This window comes from Micromonospora sp. URMC 105 (assembly GCF_051386295.1).
GTDB lineage: Bacteria > Actinomycetota > Actinomycetes > Mycobacteriales > Micromonosporaceae > Micromonospora.
Map to the genome: position 1 here is coordinate 1 of NZ_JBPQTL010000002.1, position 15,640 is coordinate 15,640.

At 72.4% G+C, this 15,640-nt stretch carries 16 protein-coding genes; 10 read left to right on the plus strand and 6 right to left on the minus strand.

Annotated elements, in window-relative coordinates; genetic code table 11:
- From ACSNN7_RS00615 to rfbB, 5 genes are all read right to left on the minus strand, one after another.
- Window positions 1–1,267 (minus strand): polysaccharide biosynthesis protein (locus tag ACSNN7_RS00615; protein WP_436678507.1); only part of this gene is annotated, 1,267 nt, incomplete at its 3' end.
- Entirely contained in the window at window positions 1,264–1,968 is a 705-nt protein-coding gene (locus ACSNN7_RS00620) for a glycosyltransferase family 2 protein (RefSeq protein ID WP_436678508.1), read from the minus strand. The genes ACSNN7_RS00620 and ACSNN7_RS00615, both read right to left, overlap by 4 nt.
- Complete coding sequence (locus tag ACSNN7_RS00625; RefSeq protein WP_436678509.1) at window positions 1,961–2,347, minus strand: DUF2304 domain-containing protein; 387 nt, start codon at window positions 2,345–2,347, stop codon at window positions 1,961–1,963. The genes ACSNN7_RS00620 and ACSNN7_RS00625 overlap by 8 nt, the downstream gene beginning before the upstream one ends.
- Complete coding sequence (rfbD, locus tag ACSNN7_RS00630) at window positions 2,344–3,231, minus strand: dTDP-4-dehydrorhamnose reductase (RefSeq protein ID WP_436678510.1); 888 nt, start codon at window positions 3,229–3,231, stop codon at window positions 2,344–2,346. The genes ACSNN7_RS00625 and rfbD overlap by 4 nt, the downstream gene beginning before the upstream one ends.
- Complete coding sequence (gene rfbB, locus ACSNN7_RS00635) at window positions 3,228–4,229, minus strand: dTDP-glucose 4,6-dehydratase (RefSeq protein ID WP_436678511.1); 1,002 nt, start codon at window positions 4,227–4,229, stop codon at window positions 3,228–3,230. Before rfbB ends, rfbD begins: the two co-directional genes overlap by 4 nt.
- Window positions 4,230–4,317: 88 nt before the next feature.
- Between rfbB and rfbA the strand changes: the two genes are divergently transcribed.
- The 4 genes from rfbA (at window position 4,318) to ACSNN7_RS00655 (ending at window position 7,565) form a co-directional block, all read left to right on the plus strand.
- Window positions 4,318–5,205 (plus strand): glucose-1-phosphate thymidylyltransferase RfbA, encoded by an 888-nt coding sequence (gene rfbA / locus ACSNN7_RS00640; RefSeq protein WP_436678512.1) that lies wholly within the window; start codon window positions 4,318–4,320, stop codon window positions 5,203–5,205.
- A gap of 58 nt (window positions 5,206–5,263) precedes the next feature.
- Window positions 5,264–5,887, plus strand: a complete 624-nt coding sequence (locus ACSNN7_RS00645) for a dTDP-4-dehydrorhamnose 3,5-epimerase family protein (RefSeq protein WP_436678513.1) — start codon at window positions 5,264–5,266, stop codon at window positions 5,885–5,887.
- Between the two features lie 68 nt (window positions 5,888–5,955).
- Window positions 5,956–7,314, plus strand: a complete 1,359-nt coding sequence (pafA, locus tag ACSNN7_RS00650; RefSeq protein WP_334454553.1) for a Pup--protein ligase — start codon at window positions 5,956–5,958, stop codon at window positions 7,312–7,314.
- A 59-nt stretch (window positions 7,315–7,373) separates the two neighbouring features.
- On the plus strand, window positions 7,374–7,565 hold the full coding sequence (locus ACSNN7_RS00655) for a hypothetical protein (RefSeq protein ID WP_334454554.1): 192 nt from the start codon (window positions 7,374–7,376) through the stop codon (window positions 7,563–7,565).
- Window positions 7,566–7,612: 47 nt separating this feature from the next.
- Here ACSNN7_RS00655 and ACSNN7_RS00660 read toward each other — a convergent pair whose 3' ends face one another.
- Window positions 7,613–8,698: a DUF3866 family protein gene (locus ACSNN7_RS00660; protein ID WP_436678514.1), complete on the minus strand. Its 1,086-nt coding sequence runs from the start codon at window positions 8,696–8,698 to the stop codon at window positions 7,613–7,615.
- Window positions 8,699–8,820: 122 nt separating this feature from the next.
- Between ACSNN7_RS00660 and ACSNN7_RS00665 the strand changes: the two genes are divergently transcribed.
- The 6 genes from ACSNN7_RS00665 to ACSNN7_RS00690 all read left to right on the plus strand — a co-directional run bounded on the left by ACSNN7_RS00665 (window position 8,821) and on the right by ACSNN7_RS00690 (window position 15,637).
- Window positions 8,821–9,819 carry a helix-turn-helix transcriptional regulator gene (locus ACSNN7_RS00665; RefSeq protein WP_436678515.1) on the plus strand — a complete coding sequence of 333 codons (999 nt, stop codon included), beginning with the start codon at window positions 8,821–8,823 and terminating at the stop codon, window positions 9,817–9,819.
- Window positions 9,816–10,841 (plus strand): helix-turn-helix transcriptional regulator, encoded by a 1,026-nt coding sequence (locus ACSNN7_RS00670; RefSeq protein WP_436678516.1) that lies wholly within the window; start codon window positions 9,816–9,818, stop codon window positions 10,839–10,841. The genes ACSNN7_RS00665 and ACSNN7_RS00670 overlap by 4 nt, the downstream gene beginning before the upstream one ends.
- A 10-nt stretch (window positions 10,842–10,851) precedes the next feature.
- A complete protein-coding gene (locus tag ACSNN7_RS00675) occupies window positions 10,852–11,100 on the plus strand; it encodes a hypothetical protein (RefSeq protein ID WP_436678517.1) in 249 nt (82 codons plus the stop codon).
- A gap of 213 nt (window positions 11,101–11,313) precedes the next feature.
- The gene (tatA, locus tag ACSNN7_RS00680) at window positions 11,314–11,625 is read left to right on the plus strand and encodes a Sec-independent protein translocase subunit TatA (RefSeq protein ID WP_436678518.1); all 312 of its coding nucleotides are present in this window, start codon (window positions 11,314–11,316) and stop codon (window positions 11,623–11,625) included.
- A gap of 18 nt (window positions 11,626–11,643) precedes the next feature.
- A complete protein-coding gene (gene tatC, locus ACSNN7_RS00685) occupies window positions 11,644–12,597 on the plus strand; it encodes a twin-arginine translocase subunit TatC (protein WP_436678519.1) in 954 nt (317 codons plus the stop codon).
- 217 nt (window positions 12,598–12,814) lie between these two features.
- The gene (locus tag ACSNN7_RS00690) at window positions 12,815–15,637 is read left to right on the plus strand and encodes an RICIN domain-containing protein (RefSeq protein ID WP_436678520.1); all 2,823 of its coding nucleotides are present in this window, start codon (window positions 12,815–12,817) and stop codon (window positions 15,635–15,637) included.
- Window positions 15,638–15,640 lie beyond the last annotated feature (3 nt).

Sequence of the window (15,640 nt, forward strand, 5' to 3'; positions counted from 1 at the left end):
GAGAACACCGGCTACTCCGGCGGCTGCCGGGTCGGCGCCGCAGCAGCAGCGCCATGGTGGCGGCCACCACGACGGAGCCGACCGTGTAGGCCAGCTCGACGCGGAGTGCGACCGACGCCGGGGTGAGCGTCACGGCGATCAGGGCGGCCACGCCGACGGCCCAGGCGAGCGCCTGGGCGCGGTGCCGGTCGAGGGCGAGCAGCGCCTGGCCGAGGACCATGGCCCACAGGTAGGCCAGGGTGGCCACGGCCAGCCAGGCGAAGTCGCCGTGGCCGAGCACGCCGGCGGCGTCGAAGAGGGTGCCGACCAGCCAGGGGCCGAGGGCGATGGCGCCGATCGCGCCGAGGACGCCGAGCGCGGTGACGATGCCGAGCGCCCGGCGCAGCAGGCTGTGGAAGCCGTGCAGGTCGCCGGTGGTGGCGGAGGTGGCAAGGCCGGGCAGCAGCGACGCCTGCAGGGAGGCGAAGACGAACAGCGGGATGCGCACCAGCACCAGCGCGGAGAGCAGCGCACCGGCGGTGGTGACGTCGGACGGGTCGAGCAGTCGTACGTTGATCACGCCGACGTTCACCACGACCTGGGAGAGCAGGCTGGAGACGGTGAGCAGGCCGAAGCCGCGCAGCAGCGCGGCCCAGGCGACCGGTACGCCGCCGCCGGCGGCGCGCAGCACCGGCGGGAGGGTGAGCAGGACCCCGGCCAGCGGGGCGATCACCAGCACCAGCCCGTACCACAGCGGTGAGGTGACCCCGGTGAGCCCGAGCACGGCGACCATGGCGATCCGCAGCCCGCCGTCGACGCCGAGCTGGGTGCCGTACCAGGGGAAGAGCTGCAGGCCGGAGAGGACGCCGCGGGTGGTGTAGGCGACGGCCATCGCGACGAGCGCGCCGATCAGCACGCTGACCATGGCGGCGTCGCCGGCGAAGAACCGGTCGGTGAGCGGCCCGCGCGCGGCGAGGATCACCACGACCATGGCGGCGAGCACCCCGGCGGCGAGGACGGCGCCGCGGGCCAGCACGGGACCGGGCGGCAGCCCCTGGCTGCGCCGGGCGGCGACGACCCGGGCGACCTCCTGCTCGACCGGCATGAACACCCCGATGCCGAGGGTGAAGACGATCGACCAGAGCACCGACAGCGAGGAGTAGTCGGCTTTGGTGAGGCTGTGCCCGGCCACCGCGAGGTGGACGTAGGAGGCCAGCCCGAGCAGGGCCAGCCCGGCACCCACGGCGAGGGTGCCGGGCGGGACGAGTTGGAGCAGGCGCCGGATCACCGGCGGATGAGCGCCAGCGTGAGCACCGCGAACGCGCGACCCAGGTAGATCATCGCCTTGGCGGGGGAGTGGCTGGGGGTGCCGGCCATCCGCTTGCGCATGGCCACCGGCACCTGCCGGATCTTGTAACCACGGCGGGCGGTGTGCACCAGCGTCTCCACGGTGTCGCCGAGGTACTCGGCCGGGTACCAGCCGGCGAACATCTCGATGACCCGCCGGTTGGCGGCGCGGAAACCGGAGGTGGTGTCGGTGAGCTTGGTCTTCGCCACCTTGGAGAGCACGGCGGAGAGCATGACCATGGCCCAGCGGCGGGGGCCGCGGACGCTGTAGTCGCCCTCGCCGGCGAACCGGGCGCCGATGACCAGATCGACGTTGTCGTCGAGCAGGTCGACCAGCTTCGGCACGTAGCGCGGGTCGTGCTGGCCGTCGGCGTCGATCTGGATGGCGACGTCGTAGTCGTTGTCGCGCGCGTAGCGGTAGCCGAGCCGCATGGCCCCGCCGACGCCGAGGTTGTACGGCAGCTTCGCGACCCGGGCGCCGGCGGCGGCGGCCACCGCGGCGGTGCGGTCGGTGGAGCCGTCGTCGACGACCAGCACGTCGACGCCGGGCAGTTCGCCGCGGACCTCGCCGACGACGTCGGCGATCGAGCCGGACTCGTTGAGCGCGGGGATGATGATCAGGACGCGCTTGCCGTTAACCATCGTGGGACACCAGTTCGTCTCGGGCTGATTCGGTGCGGGCCGCGCGGTCGGCGTCGACCTGGGCGCGGAGCAGGGCGAAGTCTTCGGCCAGGGTGCGGGTCTCTTCCTCCAGGGCGCTGACCTCCCAGCTCAGGTGCACGCACACCAGCAGCAGGAAGACGATGCCGAGGAAGAGCACGAGGCTGACGCCGGAGACCACGCCGAAGAAGCCGGCCACGTCGTCCAGCAGCCGGGGGAACAGGGACAGGGGGATGACGATCAGCAGGACGGCCAGCCAGAGCATGCCGTACTTCTCGCGGAGCTGCCGGCGGCGCAGCAGCTCGACGATGGTGACCAGCAGGAGGAGGCCGGTCAGACCGGTGACCAGGGTGAGCTTCATGCGACCTTCCACGGGGCGGGTGGAGCGGGGGAGTCGAAGGCGTCGGACAGCGTGTCACGCCAGTCCGGCAGCGGCGGGAGCCCAGCGGCCGCCCAGCGATCGTGCCCTAGCACACTGTACGCCGGTCGCGCGGCCGGACGGGGGAACCGATCGCTGGTGGTGGGTCGGACCCGTTCCGGGTCCAGCCCGGCCAGGGCGAAGGTGGCGCGGGCCAGGCCGCACCAGGTGGTCGTGCCGGAGCAGGTGCCGTGGTAGATCCCGGCCGGGGCGCGGCCGGCCAGCGCCGCGTCGGCCAGCGCCACCAACTGGGTGGCCAGCGCGTACGACCAGGTGGGCTGGCCCTGCTGGTCGTCGACCACGTCGAGCTGCTCGCGCTGCTCGGCGAGGCGGAGCATGGTGGCCACGAAGTTCGGCCCGTGCGCGCCGTAGAGCCACGCGGTACGGACGACGTAGCCGGTTTCGGGGAGAAATCGGACCACGGCCCGCTCCCCGGCCAGCTTGCTGCGGCCGTACGCGTTGACCGGGTCGGTGGGCGCGTCCTCGGCGTACGGCTGGGTGGCGTCGCCGGGGAAGACGTAGTCGGTGGAGATGTGCACCAGCCGCGCACCGGTGGCGGCGCAGGCCCGCGCGAGGTGCGCGACGGCGTCGCCGTTGACCGCGGTGGCCGCCGCCTCGTCGCGCTCCGCGCCGTCGACGTCGGTCCACGCGGCGGTGTTGAACACCACGTCGTGCCCGGCGACGGTGGCGTGGACGGCCTCGGCGTCGGTGATGTCGAGCTCGGCGCGGGTGACGGCGGTCACCTTCAGGTCGGGCCGGGTGGCCAGCACGGCCAGCAGGTCCCGGCCGAGCATGCCGCCCGCGCCGGTGACGAGCACGCGGCTCATGCGGCCTTGGTCGCCTTCAGCGGCTCCCACCAGGCCCGGTTGTCCCGGTACCACTGGACGGTCTCGGCCAGGCCGCGGTCCAGGTCGATGCTCGGGGCGTACCCCAGCTCAGCGCTGATCTTGCTGATGTCCAGCGAGTAGCGGCGGTCGTGGCCCTTGCGGTCGGCGACCGGGACGACCCGGTCCCAGTCGGCGCCGCAGGCCTCGAGCAGCCGGCCGGTGAGCTCCTTGTTGCTCAGCTCGGTGCCGCCGCCGATGTTGTAGACCTCGCCGGCGCGGCCCTTCTGCTGCACCAGGGCGATGCCCCGGCAGTGGTCGTGCACGTGCAGCCAGTCGCGGACGTTGCCGCCGTCGCCGTAGAGCGGGACGGTGCCGCCGTCGAGCAGGTTGGTCACGAACAGCGGGATGACCTTCTCCGGGAACTGGTACGGCCCGTAGTTGTTGGAGCAGCGGGTGACCACCACGTCCATGCCGTGGGTGCGGTGGTAGGCCAGGGCGAGCAGGTCCGAGCCGGCCTTGGAGGCCGAGTACGGGGAGTTCGGGGCCAGCGGCCAGGTCTCGGTCCAGGAGCCCTCGTCGATCGAGCCGTACACCTCGTCGGTGGAGACGTGCACGAAGCGGCCGACGCCCTGGCGCAGCGCGGCGTCGAGCAGGGTCTGGGTGCCCAGCACGTTCGTGGTGACGAACGGCGCGGCGCCGGCGATCGACCGGTCGACGTGCGACTCGGCGGCGAAGTGCACGATCACGTCGTGACCGGCGACGACCTCCTCGACCACGGTCGGGTCGCAGATGTCGCCCTGCACGAAGCGCAGCCGGGCGTCCTCGCGCACCGGCGCGAGGTTGTTCAGGTTGCCGGAGTAGGTCAGCTTGTCCAGCACCGTCACCGCGGCGGGCTCGACGGCGGGCACCCCGGCAGCGTCGCCGCCGGGCACGCCCAGCAGCATCCGTACGTACTCCGACCCGATGAATCCGGCTCCGCCGGTGACGAGAATCCTCACGGGTCCGGAAGTGTACGCGAATCCTTCCGGAGCCCGGGGGACGGCGACCCCGCTGTCCGGTTCGCGCCGGTGCAGGTAGTCTCCCCGGGTGCGTGGAATCCTTCTCGCTGGTGGCACCGGATCCCGGCTCTGGCCGATCACCCGGGCGGTCTCCAAGCAGCTGATGCCGATCTTCGACAAGCCGATGGTCTACTACCCGCTGTCGACGCTGGTGATGTCCGGCGTGCGGGAGATCCTGGTGATCACGACGCCGGAGGACCAGTCCCAGTTCGAGCGGCTGCTCGGTGACGGCAGCCAGTGGGGCCTGCGCCTGGAGTACGTCACCCAGGCCCGCCCGGAGGGCATCGCGCAGGCGTTCGTGCTCGGCGCGGACTTCATCGGCGACGAGTCGGTGGCGTTGATCCTGGGCGACAACATCTTCCACGGCGCCGGCCTGGGCCGGCAGCTCGCCGCGGACGGCGACCCGGTCGGCGGGCGGGTGTTCGCGTACCCGGTGGCCAACCCGGAGGCGTACGGCGTGGTCGACTTCGACGACGACGGCAAGGTGCTCTCGATCGAGGAGAAGCCGGAGAAGCCGAAGTCCCGGTACGCGGTGCCGGGGCTGTACTTCTACGACAACCGGGTGGTCGACATCGCCCGCGACCTCAAGCCCAGCGCCCGGGGCGAGCTGGAGATCACCGCGGTCAACGAGGCGTACCGGGAGGCCGGGGAGCTGTCGGTGACCGTGCTGGACCGGGGCACCGCCTGGCTGGACACCGGCACCTTCGCCTCGATGATGCAGGCCGGCGAGTTCGTCCGGGTGATCGAGGAGCGCCAGGGCATGAAGATCGGCTGCGTCGAGGAGGTGGCCTGGCGGGCCGGCCTGATCGACGACGAGCAGCTGCGCGCGCTGGCCGAGCCGCTGACCAAGAGCGGCTACGGCGACTACCTGCTCGGCCTGCTGGCGGAGAAGCACGGAGAGGTGGTTCCTCGGTGAGCGCGAGGAGTGAGCCGGTTCTGCGAGCCCCGCAGTCGCGAACGAAGGTGGCACAGTCGTGAAGATCCGGCAGTTGGGCATCGAGGGCGCCTGGGAGATCAGCCCGCAGCAGCACGGCGACCCGCGCGGGCTGTTCATGGAGTGGTACCGCTTCGACCAGCTGGCCGAGGCGGTCGGGCATCCGCTGCGGCTGGCCCAGGCGAACCTGTCGGTCTCCGCCCGCGGCGTGGTGCGCGGCATCCACTTCGCCGACGTGCCGCCCGGCCAGGCCAAGTACGTCACCTGCGTGCGCGGCGCGGTGCTGGACGTGATCGTCGACCTGCGGGTCGGCTCGCCGACGTTCGGCCGGTGGGAGGGCGTCCGCCTCGACGACGTGGACCGGCGCGCGGTCTACCTCAGCGAGGGGCTCGGGCACGGCTTCTGCGCGCTGACCGACGACGCGACGCTGAGCTACCTCTGCTCGACCACCTACAACCCGACCGGCGAGCACGCGGTGCACCCGCTCGACGCGGACCTGGCCATCGAGTGGCCGGCCGAGGCCCCGCAGCTCTCCGCCCGCGACGCCGCCGCCCCCACCCTGGCGCAGGCCCGCGAGTCCGGTCTGCTGCCGCGCTACGACGCCTGCCGGGAGTTCACGGCGAGCCTGCGGCCGGACGGAATGTCGTACTCGGACGGTATGTGATCGACCGGAGAGCACGACCTGGGCCGTGACAGTGACGAACGGGGCCTCCGGGCGGCTAATGTCACATCATGGAGCGGCGAATCTTCGGCCTCGAGACCGAGTACGGCGTCACCTGTACCTACCGCGGGCAGCGTCGGCTGTCCCCTGACGAGGTCGCCCGGTACCTCTTCCGCCGCGTCGTGTCGTGGGGCCGGTCGAGCAACGTGTTCCTGCGCAACGGAGCCCGGCTCTACCTGGACGTCGGCTCGCACCCGGAGTACGCCACCCCGGAGTGCGACTCGGTGGTGGACCTGGTGGCCCACGACCGGGCCGGCGAGCGGATCCTGGAGGGTCTGCTCGTCGACGCCGAGAAGCGGCTGCACGACGAGGGCATCGCCGGTGAGATCTACCTGTTCAAGAACAACACCGACTCGGCCGGCAACTCGTACGGCTGCCACGAGAACTACCTGGTCTCCCGGCACGGGGAGTTCGGCCGGCTGGCCGACGTGCTCATCCCGTTCCTGGTCACCCGCCAGTTGATCTGCGGCGCCGGCAAGGTGCTGCAGACCCCGCGCGGCGCGGTGTACTGCCTGTCGCAGCGGGCGGAGCACATCTGGGAGGGCGTCTCCTCGGCGACCACCCGCAGCCGTCCGATCATCAACACCCGCGACGAGCCGCACGCCGACGCCGAGCGCTACCGGCGGCTGCACGTGATCGTCGGCGACTCCAACATGAACGAGGTCACCACGCTGCTCAAGGTCGGCAGCGCCGACATCGTGCTGCGGATGATCGAGGCCGGGGTGGTGATGCGCGACCTGACGCTGGAGAACCCGATCCGCGCCATCCGGGAGGTGTCGCACGACATCACCGGCCGGCGCAAGGTGCGGCTGGCCAACGGCAAGGAGGTCAGCGCGCTGGAGATCCAGCAGGAATACCTCGCCAAGGCGACCGAGTTCGTGGAGCGCCGGGGCGGCGACCAGACCGCCAAGCGGGTGGTGGAGCTCTGGGGCCGGGTGCTCAGCGCCGTGGAGTCCGGCGACCTGGAGCCGGTGGCCCGCGAGATCGACTGGGTGACCAAGCTGCGGCTGATCGAGCGCTACCAGCGCAAGCACGACCTGCCGCTGTCGCACCCGCGGGTCGCCCAGATGGACCTCGCCTACCACGACCTGCGCCGGGGGCGGGGCCTGTACGGGCTGCTGGAGCGGCGCGGGCAGGTCGACCGGGTCGCCACCGACCCGGAGATCTTCGAGGCGAAGGAGACCCCGCCGCAGACCACCCGGGCCCGGCTGCGCGGTGAGTTCATCCGGCACGCCCAGGAGAAGCGGCGCGACTTCACCGTCGACTGGGTGCACCTGAAGCTCAACGACCAGGCGCAGCGCACCGTGCTCTGCAAGGACCCCTTCCGGGCGTACGACGAGCGGGTGGAACGCCTGATCGCCAGCATGTGAACGGATCGGCGGCCGGTGCCGGGCACCGGCCGCCGGCCCACCGGTACGCTGGCGTGGCGATGAACACCTCACCCTCCGACCGCGACCGCGGCACCGAGAAGCTGAACTGGATCGAGCGCCGCCGGGAGAAGATCCGCGCCGAGATCGAGCGCAACCGCCGGGGCGAGTACACCGTGCCGACCTGGGTGCTGGCGGTGGCGCTGGTGGCCATCGTCGGCGGCTGGCTGGCGCTGATCTTCCTGGTCGGCTGACGCCGCTCTTCCTGGTCGGCTGAGGCCGCTCGGCCGACCTCGGGCGCTCAGCCGACCAGGCGGGCCGCGTGCCGGCCGGCCGCGGCCGCCGCCAGGAAGTAGGCGTGATCGGCGTCCAGGCCCCGGCCCATGGTGGACAGCCCCACCGGCAGGGCGCGCAGCGCCGCGTCCAGGCCGTCGGTCGGCACCCGGACGAGGGTGTGCCGACCCGCGAGGGGGGCCAGCGCCATGTCCACCTCCGCCGCCAGCGCGGCGTCCAGGCCGTCCGGCACGACGAGCTCCGCCGGAGCCAGCGCCACCCGGCCGTACGCGGTGAGGCTGTGGTGCGACACGCCCCGGTGCCGGGGACGCGGGTCGGCGTCGGAGATCCGCAGCGAGCCGACCGGCCGGCCGCCGAGCACGGCCACCGCGTTGACCGCCTCGCCGACGGCGACCCCGGAGAAACCCCAGGTGGTCCCGGTGCCCAGGTTGCCCGGCCCCTGGGCGACGACGGCCACGTCGGCGCGGAGCACGTGCCGGGCGGCCAGCAGGCCGCTGTGCAGCGTGGTGGCCTCCAGGTCGCCGCCGAACGCCTGCCCGACGCTGATCGTGCCCACCAGGTGCCCGCGCAGCCCGTCGAGGGTGCGGGAGAACCAGGCCGGCAGCGCCCCGCCGTCGGTGAGCAGGTACGCCACCCGGGCATCGGGGGCGTCGGCGCGTACGCCGGCCAGGATCGCCGGTAGCGCCGAGTGCAGGTCGGCGGTGACCGCGGGCAGGCCGTCCAGGCTCTCCGCCCCGGCCAGCAGCTCGTGGTGCGGCGAGGCCTCCTCGTCCACCCCCAGCATGATCGTCTGCAGCGGGGTGTAGCGGGCCTTGACCAGGTGCCCGGCGTCGCGGGTGTCACCGGCCTGCGGCGGGTCCGGTGGCAGCCGGTCGGGCAGCGCCACGACCAGGGCGTAGCCGCCGGTGCCGAGGCCCATCAGCAGGGCGCCGGCGTTGAGCAGCACCCGGTCGCCGGGCACCGGGTCGCCGACCAGCTCCGGGTAGGCGAGGGCGCGCATGGTGGTGCCGTCGGGCAGGGCGACGTCGAGTTCCGCCGCGCCGGCCCAGCGCCGTCGTACCGTCGTGACCGTTCCCGACCGCCATCGCACCATGCCGGGCACGCTATCCGCGCCCGGCGGCGGCGCCGCGCCCGGGTCGGGGCGGGCGCAGGTGTGCCGCGCGCCGCGCCCGCGCGGGTGCACGGCGGCGGCGCGCGGGCTGCTAGCGTTCACACGTGTCGCGGAGCCGTACCGAACGCCTGGTCAACCTGGTGATCTGTCTCCTCTCCACGCGACGGTTCCTGACCGCCGCGCAGATCGCCGCGACCGTGCCCGGTTACGAGCACGATCCGGACGACGCCAAGGAGCACGAGGCGTTCCAGCGCAAGTTCGAGCGGGACAAGGCCGAGCTGCGTGAGCTGGGCGTACCGCTGGAGACCGGCACGGCGAGCGTCTTCGACGCCGAGCCCGGCTACCGGATCGCGCACCGGGAGTACGCGCTGCCCGAGATCCCCCTGGAACCGGACGAGGCCGCCGCGGTGGGCATCGCCGCGCGGCTCTGGCAGCACGCCGGGCTGGCCGCCGCCGCCTCCTCCGGGCTGGCGAAGCTGCGGGCGGCCGGTGTCGACGTGGACCCGCAGGCCACTCTCGGCCTGGAGCCCATGGTCACGGTCGACCCGGCGTTCGCGCCGCTGACCGCCGCCGCGCGGGACCGGCGCGAGGTGGGCTTCGACTACCGGGTACCCGACCGGGACGCGCCGACGCGCCGCCGGTTGCAGCCGTGGGGCGTGGTCTGCTGGCGCGGCCGGTGGTACGTGGTCGGCCACGACCTGGACCGGGACGCCACCCGCTGCTTCCGGCTGTCCCGGGTGGTGGGCGCGGTCCGGGTCACCGGCGAGCCGGGCGGCTACGAGCCGCCGGCCGGCGTCGACCTGATCAGCCACGTGGCCCGCTGGTCCGGGCCGGTCGAGCGCACCGGGCGGGCCACCGTGCTGGCCGCGCCGGGCCGGGCCGCCGGCCTGCGGCGCTGGGCCGTGCAGACGGTGCCGGGTCCCGACGGCGACCGGCTGGTCCTGCCGTACGCCGACCCGGAGTCCCTCGCCGGGCACCTCGTCGGCTACGGCCCGGACGTGCGGGTGCTGGAGCCGCCGGAGGTACGCGACGCGGTGATCCAGCGGCTCAAGGAGATCGCCGTCCGGCAGGACGACCTGGCCGTGGCCGGGGGTCCCCGGTGACCCGCCCCGCCGCCCGGGGCGGCTCCCGCACCTCCGCCGACCGGCTGGCCCGGCTGCTCAACCTGGTGCCCTACCTGCTGGCCCGTCCCGGCATCGAGATCGCCGAGGCGGCCGGTGACCTGGGCGTCACCGAGCGGCAGCTCCGCGAGGACCTGGAGCTGCTCTGGGTTTGTGGCCTGCCCGGCTACGGCCCGGGCGACCTGATCGACATGGCCTTCGACGGCGATCGGGTGACCATCACCTACGACGCCGGCATCGACCGGCCGCTGCGGCTCACCCCGGACGAGGCGCTGGCCCTGGTGGTGGCGCTGCGGATGCTCGCGGAGACGCCCGGGGTGGCCAACCGGGAGGCCGTGGAGCGGGCCCTGGCGAAGATCGAGAACGCGGCCGGCGACCTGGTCGGCGCGCCGGTGGCGGTGCGGCTGCCCGGCGACACCCGGCAGGTGGAGGCGCTGCGCTCGGCGGTCGAGGGCGGCCGGGCGCTGCGGATCACCTACTACACGGCGGCGCGGGACGAGACCACCGAGCGCACCATCGACCCGCTGCGGATGCTGATGGTCGGCGGCCGGGCGTACGTGGAGGCGTGGTGCCGCCGGGCGGAGGGGGTCCGGCTGTTCCGGGCCGACCGGATCGACGCGGTCACCGAGCTGGACGAGCCGGCCGTGGTGCCGCCGCAGGCCCGCCCGCACGACCTCAGCGACGGGGTGTTCCGTCCCTCGCCGGACCTGCCGCTGATCACCCTGCGCATCGGCCGGGGGGAGCGGTGGATCACCGAGTACTACCCGTGCGAGCGGGTGGAGGCCGGTGACGGCGACCAGTGGCTGGTCTCGCTACGGGTGACCGACCTGGGCTGGGCCCGCCGGTTCGTGCTCGGGCTGGGGCCGGAGGTCACCGTGGTCGCCCCGGCCGAGCTGGCCGAGCAGGTACGCGCGCAGGCGCTCGCCGCGCTGGAGGCGTACGGCACACCGGTGCGCGGCGCGGCGACGTCGGCCGAACCGGCGGTGGGAGCCATCACCCAGTAGGCTGACCGCCGTGGTGAAGTGGATCGTTCTCGCGGTGGTGCTGTTCGCCCTCGTCGTGCTGGCCCTGGTGGTCCGGCCGGTGCTGGCGCGGCTGCCCCGGCTGCGTCGGGCGGCGCTGGCGCTGCAGCGGCGCCAGGCCGACGCGGAGGTGCTGCGCGAGGCGGCCGAGGCGCTCTCCGAGCGGGCCGAGACGCTTCAGCAGCAGGTCGAGACCACCACGCAGCGGGTGGAACTGATCAAGGCCAAGCGGGGTAAGTGATCGACCCTGGTCGGTGAACCGCACGCGGGCTGCGCGATCGGTGCCCCTTTCGCGCACCGATGAGCGCCGGTAGGTGGTTGACGGGACACGCGAGGGTGGTCGAGACTTCACCGGCCGGACGCGTCCCCAGCGGCCCGGCGGGTGGCAACGGCTCTCGACGCACGTACGATGGGCTGCGACACACCCTTCGACACAGAGCGACTGGAGCTTCCCATGGGTGCCCTCAAGCCGTGGCACATCGCCGTACTCGTGGTCGTGCTGATCCTGCTCTTCGGCGCGAAGCGGCTCCCCGACGCGGCCCGCTCGCTGGGCCGCTCGCTGCGGATCATCAAGGCGGAGACCAAGAGCCTGCAGGACGACGACCGCGACCTGGCCGAGAAGGCCGACGCGCAGGCCGGCTACCAGCCGCTGCCGCCGCACACCGGCCAGCAGCCGTACGCGCAGCAGCAGTACGCCCCGCAGCAGGCTCCGCAGCAGCCGGTCGCCCCGCCGGTCGACCCGGTGCAGCGCGTCCGCGACAACTGACCGAAGGGCCCGACCACCGTGGCCTTCGCGCTTCGTAAGCGCGGCCCGAGCGACTTCCAACGGGCCGCCGACGGGTCGATGACGCTCATCGAGCACATTCGTGAGCTGCGCAACCGTCTCTTCCGCGCCTCGCTGGCGATCCTGGTCGGCTTCGGGTTCGGCATCTGGCTGGCGACGCCGGTCCGGGAGCTGTTGTCCAAGCCCTACTGCGACCTGCCTCAGGCGGCAGACCCCGAGACCGGGCTCTGCAAGTTCGTCCAGCTGGGTGTGGCCGACGTCTTCCTGCTGAACCTGAAGATCGGCCTGTGGGTCGGGCTGATCATCGCGGCGCCGGTCTGGCTCTACCAGCTCTGGGCGTTCATCGCGCCGGGCCTGCACCGCAACGAGCGGCGGTACGCGTACATCTTCACCGCGCTCGCGGCGCCGCTGTTCGCCGCCGGCGCGGTGCTGGCGTTCTTCGTCACCACGAAGGGCCTGGAGTTCCTGCTCAACGTGTCGGGCGACGACATCGCCACGACGCTGGAGGTGACGCGGTACATCTCGTTCGTCACCAACCTGATCCTGCTGTTCGGGGTGGCGTTCGAGTTCCCGCTGGTCGTGCTGATGCTCAACTTCGCCGGCCTGGCCAGCGCCCGGAAGCTGCTGAGCTGGTGGCGGGTGGCGGTCTTCGTGTTCTTCGCCTTCGCGGCGGTGGTCACGCCGACCCCCGACCCGTTCGGCATGACCGCCTTGGCGCTCTGCCTCTCCGCGCTCTACTTCGCCGCGGTGGGGGTGGCCTTCATCAACGACAAGCGCCGGGGCCGGGGCAAGGAGGTCTACTCCGGCCTCAGCGACGACGAGGTGTCGCCGCTGCAACTGGACACCGAGCCGGTCTCGGCCACCCCGGAGGTCGAGTTCTCCGGGCCGGTCGGGGCTCCGGAGCCGGTGGCCGCGCCCGCCCCGATCGACCGCCGCTTCGACGACATGACCTGACGGGCGTCCGCGCCCCCGGGTCTCAACGACGCCGCTCCCGCCAGCCGGGGGCGGCGTCGCCGCGTTCCCGACCGTCACGGCACGGACCCGGCTGCACCGGCCCCCGATGAATCAGAAGGTTTCTTTACTCCAAAACATCGATGGCTTACGATGCGATGGCACAGGTTCGAACAATATCCCCCAGGAACGCACGTCCCGTCACGCCCCGGAGGCTGCCATGGACCGTCGTACCTTCCTGGCCGGCACCGTCGCCGTGCCCACCGTCGCCGCCGTCACCAACCTGCTCACCGACGCCCATGCCCGGGGCGCCGCGCCCGGCCACGTCGTGAACCGCGCGCCCCTGCGACCCGACGCCTTCATCCGGCTCGCTCCGGGGGCCACCCGGGCGACCGGCTGGCTCGCCACCCAGCTCGGCTACCAGCTCAACGGCATCAACGGCCGGATGACCGAGATCTCTCACTTCCTGCGCTACGACGACACCGGCTGGATCCGCCCGCACCTCGGCGGCTGGGAGGAACTGCCGTACTGGCTGAAGGGCTTCGCCAGCCTCGGCTACGTCACGGGGGACGGCCGGGTCCGCGCCGAGACCGACCGCTGGATCAACGGCGTGCTCGCCACCCAGGCCGCCGACGGGTTCTTCGGCCCGACCGCGCTACGCACAAGTCTGAACAACGGGCCGGACTTCTGGCCGCACATGCCGATGCTGCATGCCATCCGCGCGCACGCCGAGTTCACCGGCGACACGCGCATCGTGCCGTTCCTGACCCAGTTCTTCCAGTACGTCAATTCCCGCCCCACCAGCGTGTTCAGCCAGAGCTGGGGAAGTTTCCGGTGGGCCGACACCCTCGAGGTCGTGTTCTGGACGTACAACCGCACCGGCGACGCCTTCCTGCTCGATCTGGCCCGCAAGATCCACCAGTACTCGGCGAACTACGTGAACAACCTGCCCAGCCTGCACAATGTCAACCTCGCCCAGGGGTTCCGCGAGCCCGCCGTCTACTCGCTGCTCTCCGGCGACGCCGCGCACCGGCAGGCCAGCTACAACGTCTACAACACGATCATGGGCAGCTACGGACAGTTCCCGGGTGGCGGATTCGCCGGAGACGAGATCGCCCGGCCCGGCTTCGGCGACCCGCGCCAGGGCTTCGAGACCTGCGGCATCGTCGAGTTCATGGCCAGCCACGAGATGCTGTCCCGCATCACCGGCGACCCGATCTGGGCGGACCGCACCGAGGACCTGGCGTTCAACTCACTACCCGCCGCGCTCGACCACAAGCAGACCGGCATTCACTACATCACCAGCGCGAACAGCATCGCCCAGCTCAACCGCACGGGCCGCCTGGGGCAGTTCCAGAACGGCTTCCCGATGCAGGCGTACATGCTGGGCATCGACAACTACCGGTGCTGCCCGCACAACTACGGCATGGGCTGGCCGTACTACGTGGAGGAGATGTGGGCGGCGACGCCCGACGGCGGGCTGGTGGCCACGCTGCACGGTCCGTCGCGGGTCACCGCACGAGTGGCCGACGGTACGGCGGTGACGATCACGGCGGACACGACGTACCCCTTCGGCGACACCATCACGTACACGGTCAGCACGCCAAGGCCGATCGCGTTCCCGTTGTACCTGCGGATCCCCGGCTGGTGCGCCACCGCGTCGTTGACCGTCAACGGCACTGCCGCGGCGGTGCCCGCCGGTCCGGCGTACGGCAAGGTCGAGCGGACCTGGGCCAGCGGCGACCGGGTGGTGCTCCGCCTGCCCATGCAGGCCCGGGTGCGGACCTGGACGGCGAACCACGACGCCGTCTCCGTGGACTTCGGCGCGCTGACGTTCTCGCTCGCGATCAGTGAGAACTGGTCCCGGGCCGGGGGCACCGACACCTGGCCGACGACCGAGGTACGACCGGGCTCGGCGTGGAACTACGGCCTCACGCTGTCCGGCTTCTCGGTGACCACCGGTCTCGGGTCGGCGACCGACCCGTTCACCCCGGCGACCGCGCCGATCCGGATCACCACGACCGCGCAGCGGATCCCCGCGTGGAAGGCCGACGCCGACCAGATCGTCACGCCCCTGCAGGACAGTCCGACGCCGTCCGGCGAGCCGGTCGAGACGGTCACGCTGATCCCGATGGGCGCCGCGCGGTTGCGCATCACCTCGTTCCCCCGCATCGGCGCGGGACGGCCGTGGACCGAGCCGGCGGCCGCGTTCCGTATCCAGAACCAGCACTCCGGCAAGGTGCTGGGTGTCGACCAGATGTCCGCCGAGAACAGCGCGCGGGTGGTGCAGTTCGCCGACAACGGGACCGCGGACCACCTGTGGCAGTTCGTCGACAACGGTGACGGATGGGTACGCGTCCGCAACGTCAACTCGGGCAAGGTGCTGGGCGTGGACCGGATGTCGACGGCCGACTCCGCGCAGGTGGTGCAGTTCGACGACAACGGTACGGCCGATCACCTGTGGCAGGTCGTCGACAACGGCACCGGGTACGCGCGGCTGCGCAACCGCCACTCCGGCAAGGTGCTCGCCGTGGCCGGCATGTCGACGGCCGACTCGGCGAACGTGGTGCAGTTCGCCGACAACGGCACGGCGGACCACAACTGGCGGCTGATCCCCGACGGCACGGTGCGGCTCCAGGTCACCCACACGGACAAGGTGCTCGCCATCCAGGACATGTCCTCGGCCAACGGCGCGCAGCTCACCCAGTGGCCCCCGACCGGGACGGCCGACCACCGGTGGCGCTTCGTCGACTCGGGCGGCGGCTACTTCCGCATCGTCAGCGACCTGACGGGCAAGGTGGTCGACGTCAGCGGCGTCTCCACCGCCGACGGTGCTCGGGTCACCCAGTGGGACTGGGTCGGCGGGGCGAACCAGCAGTGGCGGCTCGCCTGGGTCGGTGTCGGCGTCTTCGCGCTGCACGCCCGGCACAGCGACAAGGTCCTCGAGGTGTCCGGCCGGTCCACCGCCGACGGAGCCCCCGTCACCCAGTGGACGAACCTCAACCTCACCAACCAGCGGTGGCGCATCATCCCGGGGACCTGAGCG